We start from the raw sequence: 9,193 nt of genomic DNA, 5'->3' as shown, positions 1-9,193 counted from the left end.
TTGCAACCATTGAAGAGGCACAACTTACCGCTACACAATGGTTATGGATTTATAATAATGAACGTCCGAGTATGGCACTTGGAGGTATAACGCCAGCCATGAAGTTGGCAGAAGCTTTTAAACTAAAACCCTCTACTGCAAACTCCTGTTAAAAATGGGAGGATTACCAAAGCCTCGCCTGTGACTTACCCCTTTGATTCCAACTTCACGCATCAATCTGCCTACGCGCTTGTGATTGACCCTGACTCCACGATCGGCCAATTCAGCGGTAATGCGGGGACGGCCATACGTACCATCGCTTTTGCGGTATATCGTCATGATCTGATCGATCAATCGACAGTTGGTAATGGCCCGTTGGCTGGGTGTGCGTTTTGCCCAGTCATAGTAACCACTGTGCGATACACCCAGTGTTTCACATAGAATACGAGCCGAAAATTGCGCCCGGTTTGCCTTGATGAGTTGGTACACCTTCCCAATCAATCTTTGTTGTTTGCAAACCAGGCCGTAGCCTTTGCCAATATGTCACGCTCCATCTCCACACGCTTGAGCTTCTTGCGCAATTCCAGCAGTTCCTGCCGCTCGTTGGCGCTCAAGGAAGGAACACACGATGTTGCAGCCAAAGCAATTGCCTGGCTTGATCTAATTGGAACACCTGCTGCCCGGCACCAGGTTTGTATCGACGTGTAGTGGCAGCCAAATTCCTTGGATAATTGCTTGGGGCATTTGCCTAAGGCTACCAATTCCACCATCTGCTGGCGAAACTCAGCCGGGTAGGCAGGTTTGTAGTTTTGCGTTATCTTACTTCTCCTTTAAACAGAACATAATGTGTCCGTTCAAAGGGGGCAACTCCACCTTCAATTGATACTTTACCCAGTATTACCGCTTGTAAAGTCAAGCGCTTACAGTCCGGTACTATTTCGGGGTATACCCTGCCATCTCGCTCAAACACACCAAATACAGGTTGTTTTAATGTACCGCGACCGCGCTTGAGTTTGCCATGATAGCCACCATGCCGTTTCCCACCAAAATAGCTTTCATCAACTTTCACTCTACCTAACAAATTGTTTTTAAGGGCTGTCTAAGGGCGATATATTGCTTGCCTGAATATGCCATACCAACGATTAATCGTATTACGATTTTTCCCTAACAGCAGCGCCGCTTTATTGGCTGGTATGTCAATACTAAAACATTGAATTATTTTTTTAACTGAATAATTACTTAATTTACTATTTCTTAACATCTTTCTAGACTAACGGATTGTATCTCCTAGTCTAGAGCCAACCATATTGTATTTAAGGTAATTAAAGCTCACACTCTTAGTGGGGACTTTTATAGAGTTGTAAATTCCCCTATAAATTTTCAATAAACCCGATTCAATAATTGAAAAAGGAAGTGTCACATGAAAAAAAGTTTTAATTTTACTGTACTTCTAATAATAGGTTTATTTTTAAACGAAGGAGTCAGTGCCGGAGCGACTGGGGCTCTGAGCGAGGCGGGAGTGGTCGCAAAATATAATTTCATTATTCATATCTTGGCCATGTTACTTGTTGGTTTTGGTTTTTTAATGGTATTTGTCCGGCGTTATGGTTTTGGTGCTGTAACTGGAACCTATCTGGTAGTTGCAACAGGACTACCTCTTTATATTTTATTACGAGCCAATGGAATTTTTGGCCATCAATTGCAACCTCATACGCTTGATGCTTTGTTGTTCGCGGAATTATCCGTAGCGACAGCTTTGATTGCAATGGGAGCGGTGCTAGGGCGTTTAAGGGTATTTCAATATGCTTTGTTAGCGCTTCTGGTTGTTCCCCTGTATTTATTGAATGAATGGTTGGTTTTAGATGATGCTATAGGCTATACGACAGGATTTAAAGATACTGCTGGATCGATTGTGATTCATGCATTTGGAGCGTATTTTGGCTTAAGTATGTCTATAGTGTTAACTACAGATTATCAGCGAAGTAAACCGATTGAATCTGATCATACATCGGATCGATTTGCTATGCTGGGATCGATGGTGTTGTGGTTGTTTTGGCCAAGTTTCGCCACTGCATTGGTTCCATTAGAAAATATGCCACAAACTGTAGCCAACACGCTACTTGCTCTATCTGGTGCTACTTTAGCTACTTATTTTTTGAGCTCGAGGTTGCACAATGGAAAAACTTCCATGGTTGATATGGCAAATGCAGCATTAGCTGGAGGCGTGGCCATTGGCTCAGTTTGTGATGTTGTTTCTCCTATTGGGGCATTTGGAATAGGCCTTATGGCGGGCACAGTTTCAGTGCTGGGATATGTATTTTTGTTACCTTTATTAGAATCAAAATTTAAAATTGTTGATACGTGTGGGGTACATAATTTACATGGAATGCCTGGATTGCTCGGCGGATTCAGTGCATTCTTAGTTGTTCCTGATGCGGCAATTGCTCAATTCAACGGAATAGCTATTACAATGTTTTTGGCTATTGTGGGCGGATTAATTGCAGGAGCAATTATCAAAGCAACAGGGACAACCCACGAACCTTATGAAGATAGTGTGGAATTTACTCATCTTACTGGCCCTGAAAAAGAAATACTCGAGGAACAATTAAAATCGCACCTAGCGCTTTTGGAAACTAATAACTCGGCTAAAACTTCTTTAGCTCAAACTTCAGACTTAACTGAAACAAAAGCTTTGGCGCACAAATTGGAGGCTAGGATAAAGACCTTAGAGAACAAAATTGCGGCGGTAGGAAATACATTGCAAAAGGGAAATAAACCATCTTCTGAATAAAAATGCAATATGAAATTTATAGCGTGGTTCGGGTTTTTACCAAAACCAGAATCACGCTTAGTCTTTGAAAATATAGTAATTAAATCGCTTGGAATCAGCTATGTGCTAATCATGATCAAAATGAATTTAGAGCTTTCCATTTTTATAAAGCTCTCTGATATGTAAGATATCTCAGGTTTGTTTGCAGAGAAGTTGATGGGAATAAACTTTAAGAATTGATTTGTATAGATGTTCAATCACTAGTATGATCAAAATGCGGTTCGCAGTTTAAAAGAATGAATATATCTGATTTTAATCTGGAATTTAATTAGTTATAAGAGATTGAAATTGAATAATGTCTATCAATATAAAAAAATAGTCGCGATGATTTTGGTTTCTTTTTCTGGTATTTTCCGTGGTGCGTACAGTTGAAGCGGGTATTGGCACTATCACAAAACCTGATCTCTCCGGAAATTGGCAAATGACATTAGGGGGTGTAACTGGGTGTGGTTCTTCAACAATGCTGGTGAACTTTGCATTGAATACAAATGGAGTCGCAAACAACGCAACGATTAAAATGCATGGTCAATGTGGCGACTCAACCGTTACGGGACAAACATTTCAGATAATCACATTAAATGCCAATGGTAGTGGTACAGCAAATTTGAGTTGTGGCGCTGGTTGTGGCTGGAATCTGAATATACAAGTATCACCAGATCGCGGGATCTTCAACGTAATTGACGTTGATCCGGCAAACCCTGGTAACTTTATTCATGGGGCAGCAATTCATCAGTAATAAGTCTATATTTAATAATTCATTAAATGGAATGTTCTACTAATTCTTCTTACGTATTTATGGGGGGGTTAAAGCTGACGTGTGAGTGTAGGTAAAATCTGAAAGAATATCAGGTGCTTGCTTTAAATATTCTAAGAATGCTTGTGCAACAATAGACAATTGTTTTCCACAAGGATAAGCCAAGTACCAATGGCGATTAATAGGAAAATCTTGAACATCAAGTATAGTAAGTTTTCCTAAGGGAGCATCCAAAGATAAAGTGTGTCTTGATAAGATTGCTATACCTAAGCCTCCAATTACAGCTTGCTTAATCGCCTCATTGCTACCTAGTTCCATGCGGATTTTTATTTTCTTGTTGTGTTTTTGAAAAAACTGTTCTGTTGTCAGCCTAGTTCCTGAACCTGGTTCACGCATGATGAAGAATTCTTCAGAGATCCGATTTATACTGATTTTTTCCGAGTTTGCGAGCGGATGATCGATTGCTGCAAGAACAATCATTGGATTATCCAAAAATACTTCCGCGATGGCGTCGATATTATTTGGTACTTGGCCCATGACATAAAGATCATCTTGATTGTTGACTAATCTCTCGAGAATATGTTCGCGATTAGTCACTTTAAGCGCTACATCAATGCTAGGGAATTTTTTACAGAACATACCCAATAACCGTGGCGTAAAATATTTTGCGGTAGTAACCACTGAAATACGTAGTTTTCCTGATTTCATCCCCTTCATATCTGATGCGATCATTTCAAAACGTGAAAAATGATCAAAAATACCTAAGCAAGTTTTATATAACTCTTTCCCTGCATCAGTAAGGTATATTTTTTTACCGATTTGCTCAAACAAAGGTAAGCCTACCTGATCCGTCAGTTTCTTGATTTGCATTGATACTGTCGGCTGTGTCAAAAACAACTCTTCAGCTGCACGCGTAAAGCTTTTTAAGCGTGCAATCGCTTCAAAAACTTCAAGTTGCCTCAATGTGCTGTGACGTATTAGCTTCTCATTTTTGGTATTAATAGATAAATTTCCTCATAGATACAGCTCTATTAAAACTATAGAAACAATTGATTGTTATTTATGATTTAATGATTCTACTATAAATCTACCCGCTCATAGCTAATTCTTGACTGAAGTTTGTAGCGTGGTTTTTCAATAATTTGGAGAAAAATTATGGCTTCTGAAACAATAAAAGAAGGTAAAGAACGTTATAAATCTGGCGTCATTCCGTACAAAAAAATGGGTTATTGGGAGCCTGATTACAAGCCCAAAGATACAGATGTTATTGCGTTATTTCGCATTACACCGCAACCGGGAGTTGATCATGAAGAAGCTGCAGCAGCTGTCGCAGGGGAGTCCTCTACAGCAACGTGGACCGTTGTATGGACTGATCGACTGACTGCGTGTGAACTTTACCGTGCAAAAGCATATAAGTCAGAACTAGTTCCTAACACTGGCCCGGGTACTAAAAATGAAGCTCAATATTTTGCTTACATTGCTTATGATATAGATTTATTTGAAGAAGGATCAATTGCAAACTTAACTGCTTCAATTATCGGTAATGTATTTGGCTTTAAAGCTGTCAAAGCTTTGCGCTTAGAAGATATGCGCATTCCCGTCGCCTATCTCAAAACCTTTCAAGGTCCGGCAACAGGTATTGTGGTTGAACGTGAACGTTTAGATAAATTTGGTCGTCCACTGCTCGGTGCTACGACAAAACCAAAACTGGGGCTTTCGGGGCGTAACTACGGGCGCGTTGTATACGAAGGGCTTAAAGGCGGTTTGGATTTTATGAAAGATGATGAGAATATCAATTCGCAACCATTTATGCATTGGCGCGACCGTTTTTTATATTGCATGGAAGGAGTAAATAGAGCTTCTGCAGCAACTGGTGAAGTCAAAGGTCACTATTTGAATGTCACTGCTGGCACCATGGAAGACATGTATGAACGTGCAGAGTTTGCTAAATCTTTAGGTTCAGTTATTGTTATGATCGACTTGGTGATTGGCTATACAGCTATTCAGTCAATGGCCAAATGGGCTCGCAAGAACGATATGATTCTTCATTTGCACCGTGCGGGTAATTCAACTTATTCGCGTCAAAAAAACCATGGCATGAATTTCCGTGTGATTTGCAAATGGATGCGTATGGCAGGAGTCGATCATATTCATGCTGGCACGGTGGTTGGTAAATTAGAAGGTGATCCTCTGATGATCAAAGGTTTTTACGATACTTTACGTGAAACTGAAACCGAGAAAAATTTGGAGCATGGATTATTTTTCGATCAAGAATGGGCTTCGCTCAATAAAGTTATGCCAGTTGCTTCAGGCGGGATTCATGCGGGTCAGATGCATCAATTAATTGATTATCTCGGTGAAGATGTAGTATTGCAGTTCGGAGGAGGCACTATTGGCCACCCGCAAGGCATTCAAGCAGGGGCAGTAGCAAACCGAGTCGCACTTGAAGCTATGATTCTGGCACGTAATGAAGGGCGTGATTACGTTAAAGAAGGTCCGCAAATTCTTGCAGAAGCTGCTAAGTGGTGTACACCGCTTAAACAAGCATTAGACACGTGGAAAGACATTACATTTAACTACGATTCTACGGATACTGCTGACTTTGTGCCATCAGCCACAGCAAGCGTTTAAATAAGGAGTAAAAGATTATGATGACCAATTCGGGCAATGTACTCACACAAGGACAATTTTCATTCTTGCCTCCACTAACCGATAAACAGATTTCATCACAACTTAAATATGCTTTGAATAACGGTTGGGCAATCGGTATCGAGTACACAGATGATCCTCATCCACGTAATACTTATTGGGAAATGTTTGGCAACCCAATGTTTGATTTAAAGGATCCTGCAGGAATTTTAATGGAAATTAATAGCTGCCGTAAAACGTTTCCAAATCATTACATTCGTGTAACCGCATTTAACTCGACGCGCGGTGTAGAGAGTCCAACGATGTCATATATTGTTAATCGTCCCAAAAATGAACCGGGTTTTCGTTTAGAACGTCAAGAAGGTGTAGGGAGAAGTGTTAGTTATACCATCCATTCCTACGCGACCGACAAGCCCGAATCTGAGCGTTATTAATTTAAGCAAGTATTCTCTCTTCTTTTTTTAGAGGAGAGAAATCATTCATGTGAAAAGACAAAATTAAGATTTCTTCAAGCATTAATCCTGAGATAACCATACATGTCAAAGCAATCAAAAAACTCTGCATCAAGTTCGGATGTTTTAATTGATCTGGAGGCAGAATTCCAAGCATCTAACATCCAAGAAGTGCTGGAAAAACTTGATCGGGAGTTAATTGGCTTAATTCCTGTAAAAACTCGCATTCGTGAAACGGCGGCGCTATTGCTCGTCGATCGTGTTCGTAAGCAAATAGGACTATCGTCAGGCGCGCCTAGTTTACACATGTGTTTTACGGGAAATCCTGGAACAGGGAAAACAACAGTAGCTTTACGCATGGCAGAAATTCTTCATCGTTTGGGTTATGTGCGTGAAGGACATTTAATTTCGGTAACTCGAGATGATCTAGTAGGTCAATACATTGGCCATACTGCACCAAAAACAAAAGAAGTTATAAAAAAGGCGATGGGAGGGGTTCTTTTCATTGATGAAGCATATTATCTTTATAAGCCCGAGAATGAGCGGGATTACGGTGCAGAATCAATTGAAATTTTGTTACAAACAATGGAAAATAATCGTGAAGATTTGGTTGTTATTCTAGCGGGTTATAAAGATCGAATGGATAAGTTTTTTCATAGTAATCCGGGTATGCGTTCACGTATCGCACACCACATCGATTTTCCGGATTACGGCCCAGAGGAGTTAGTTTCCATCGCTAAGCTAATGTTAACAAGTCAAAACTATTGTTTTAGCTCAGCCGGAGAAGACGCGTTTGGGAAATACATCCGTTTACGCATGCAATCAGAGCATTTCGCCAATGCTCGCTCGGTTCGCAATGCTCTTGACCGTGCTCGACTTCGACAAGCCAATCGATTATTTTCAGGTATAAAGAAATCGTTATCAAAAAGCGATCTTATTACATTAGAAGCGGAAGATATTTTGGCAAGCCGCGTTTTTCTTAACAACTCAAGAGATAGTAATAAGCTCATCGATTCAGGGGAAGCAAATAAAACATAACATAACGTCCTGCTTAAGATGGAAACAAATATTATACCTTGGCGTATTTTTCCAAAAACTATAGATGCATCTTGTTATAATCGTGGGCGACTTGTAGTGCTTCGATTAGGCAATCCGTTTCGGATTACGTTACAGCAACATTGTGGATTAGATGTCATTCTAAGTAAAGATATATGGTTATGTGTTGACAGTAATTTAGATGATCAGCCAATTTTGGCATGGCGCAAGTTTCAGACATCCAGTCGTCTTAATTTACATTTACCCATTTCTTGTGAACTGTGGTTATATCACAGTTGTGCCGGGCTTATTATGGGTTCAGCTTTAGATGATTTAGATCAGGCACTTGGGAAATTTTTGTATTGAACAAACTCTACACTTTCCAGTTTAGAAAGAGATTTAATATTTTATTGATAAGGATAGTTAACTTCAGCAACGGATAAAATTTTGTTAAAAAAATGATGCGTGAGGCAGTTCAGTCATTTTATTCTAAATTTATCTACTTCTTAATTTCCTCATTCTCTACGGTATTTCCCCCTTACATTTAGCCCCGTTAAATCGACGATAAACCTGCCTCTCGCCTATATCAAGCTCATGCGCAATTTTAGGAACTGTCCATCCCTGCGCAATCAAAGCTTTCAGTTCATCAGCAACAGAATCAGGAACAACAGGAAAGCATTTAAGAATCGACGCAAGGTTTTAGTCAGAAAACTTCATCCGCAAAAGCCGGTATCAGCGTGCGCAGTGGTCGACGTATTGAGAAAAGCCAAAGAGGCCGGAAGGAACAGCGGCACTGGCGCACGCGTCAAGATCCTTTTGAAGCAGTTTGGGAAACTGAAATACTCCCTCTGCTTGTTCGTGAACCGGAATTGACCGGCATGACACTCTGGGAATACCTTGATGATCATTACCCTGGTCAATACTCGGAGAAATTGCTGCCCACAATCCATCGGTAAATCCCGAGGTGGCTGGACCACTAAAATTCATCTGGTTGCCGCAGATACCAGAACGGCCCTGACTTTTGCCCTATCTCCGGGGCATATACATGACGCACCGGAAGGACGACAACTCCCGTTAGCGCTCGGCCCTGTCTCTTCACCTATTCATCTGCTGATGGACCGCGCTTATGAGGGTGATCCTTGCATTGGAGCTGGGCTATATCCCGGTTGTTCCACCCAAAACTAATCGGTTGGAGCCCTGGGAATATGATCGCGCCATGTACAAAAAACGCAATGAGATCGAAAGATTATTCCGTAGACTCAAGGGATTTCGTCGAATATTCTCCAGATTCGATAAACTGGATGTCATCTTTCTCTCATTCATCCATTTCGCTCTTATCGTCGAAGCACTAAGGTAGTGTTAACACGCCCTAGTTCAAGTGTTTACCACCAGTTTATTTTGTATACCAACTCAGCCGGCGTGCAATACGCTGCGAGTGGCTGGCCAGAAACTAAACTAAGTGGAGATAGTGATGACCTGATCTGGCTTTTTCGA

Annotated in this window: 11 protein-coding genes and 2 pseudogenes; 8 read left to right on the top strand and 5 right to left on the bottom strand. The window is 40.8% G+C overall.

What is annotated here, in order from left to right; all coding sequences use genetic code 11:
* Positions 1-152, top strand: a 152-nt coding sequence (locus ABF87_RS14475) for an integrase core domain-containing protein (RefSeq protein WP_160829826.1), incomplete at its 5' end; no start/stop codon positions are given.
* On the opposite strand, the gene ABF87_RS15435 is transcribed toward ABF87_RS14475, so the two are convergent.
* The 3 genes and pseudogenes from ABF87_RS15435 to ABF87_RS14465 form a co-directional block, all read right to left on the bottom strand.
* Positions 133-468, bottom strand: coding sequence for an IS3 family transposase (locus ABF87_RS15435; protein ID WP_160829825.1), 336 nt, complete (start codon positions 466-468; stop codon positions 133-135). The two genes, ABF87_RS14475 and ABF87_RS15435, sit on opposite strands and share 20 nt — an antisense overlap.
* Before the next feature lie 8 nt (positions 469-476).
* Positions 477-749 (bottom strand): hypothetical protein, encoded by a 273-nt coding sequence (locus ABF87_RS14715; RefSeq protein ID WP_164503257.1) that lies wholly within the window; start codon positions 747-749, stop codon positions 477-479.
* 104 nt (positions 750-853) lie between these two features.
* Positions 854-1,240 (bottom strand): annotated as a pseudogene (locus tag ABF87_RS14465) (transposase); the annotation flags it as partial.
* Positions 1,241-1,399: 159 nt separating this feature from the next.
* On the opposite strand from ABF87_RS14465, the gene ABF87_RS14460 reads away from it, so the two are divergent.
* Together ABF87_RS14460 and ABF87_RS14455 are read left to right on the top strand one after the other, a co-directional pair.
* On the top strand, positions 1,400-2,770 hold the full coding sequence (locus ABF87_RS14460; protein WP_160829824.1) for an ammonium transporter: 1,371 nt from the start codon (positions 1,400-1,402) through the stop codon (positions 2,768-2,770).
* Positions 2,771-3,164: 394 nt separating this feature from the next.
* Positions 3,165-3,545, top strand: coding sequence for a hypothetical protein (locus ABF87_RS14455; RefSeq protein ID WP_160829823.1), 381 nt, complete (start codon positions 3,165-3,167; stop codon positions 3,543-3,545).
* Positions 3,546-3,602: 57 nt separating this feature from the next.
* On the opposite strand, the gene ABF87_RS14450 is transcribed toward ABF87_RS14455, so the two are convergent.
* A complete protein-coding gene (locus ABF87_RS14450; protein WP_164503259.1) occupies positions 3,603-4,526 on the bottom strand; it encodes a LysR family transcriptional regulator in 924 nt (307 codons plus the stop codon).
* 192 nt (positions 4,527-4,718) lie between these two features.
* On the opposite strand from ABF87_RS14450, the gene ABF87_RS14445 reads away from it, so the two are divergent.
* The 4 genes from ABF87_RS14445 to ABF87_RS14430 all read left to right on the top strand — a co-directional run bounded on the left by ABF87_RS14445 (position 4,719) and on the right by ABF87_RS14430 (position 8,065).
* Positions 4,719-6,194 (top strand): ribulose-bisphosphate carboxylase large subunit, encoded by a 1,476-nt coding sequence (locus tag ABF87_RS14445; protein ID WP_164503258.1) that lies wholly within the window; start codon positions 4,719-4,721, stop codon positions 6,192-6,194.
* A gap of 17 nt (positions 6,195-6,211) precedes the next feature.
* Positions 6,212-6,646, top strand: a complete 435-nt coding sequence (locus ABF87_RS14440) for a ribulose bisphosphate carboxylase small subunit (protein WP_160829822.1) — start codon at positions 6,212-6,214, stop codon at positions 6,644-6,646.
* Positions 6,647-6,748: 102 nt separating this feature from the next.
* Positions 6,749-7,702 carry a CbbX protein gene (gene cbbX / locus ABF87_RS14435; protein WP_160829821.1) on the top strand — a complete coding sequence of 318 codons (954 nt, stop codon included), beginning with the start codon at positions 6,749-6,751 and terminating at the stop codon, positions 7,700-7,702.
* Positions 7,703-7,720: 18 nt separating this feature from the next.
* The gene (locus ABF87_RS14430) at positions 7,721-8,065 is read left to right on the top strand and encodes a hypothetical protein (protein WP_160829820.1); all 345 of its coding nucleotides are present in this window, start codon (positions 7,721-7,723) and stop codon (positions 8,063-8,065) included.
* 366 nt (positions 8,066-8,431) lie between these two features.
* Here ABF87_RS14430 and ABF87_RS14710 read toward each other — a convergent pair whose 3' ends face one another.
* Entirely contained in the window at positions 8,432-8,686 is a 255-nt protein-coding gene (locus ABF87_RS14710; RefSeq protein ID WP_164503256.1) for a hypothetical protein, read from the bottom strand.
* On the opposite strand from ABF87_RS14710, the pseudogene ABF87_RS14420 reads away from it, so the two are divergent.
* Positions 8,639-9,056: pseudogene (locus ABF87_RS14420) on the top strand (IS5 family transposase); the annotation flags it as partial. The gene ABF87_RS14710 and the pseudogene ABF87_RS14420 sit on opposite strands and share 48 nt — an antisense overlap.
* Positions 9,057-9,193 lie beyond the last annotated feature (137 nt).

Origin of the sequence: Nitrosomonas sp. JL21 (assembly GCF_009833095.1) — a bacterium.
Taxonomy (GTDB): Bacteria; Pseudomonadota; Gammaproteobacteria; order Burkholderiales; family Nitrosomonadaceae; genus Nitrosomonas.
This window is presented reverse-complemented; position numbering and strand designations above follow the sequence as displayed.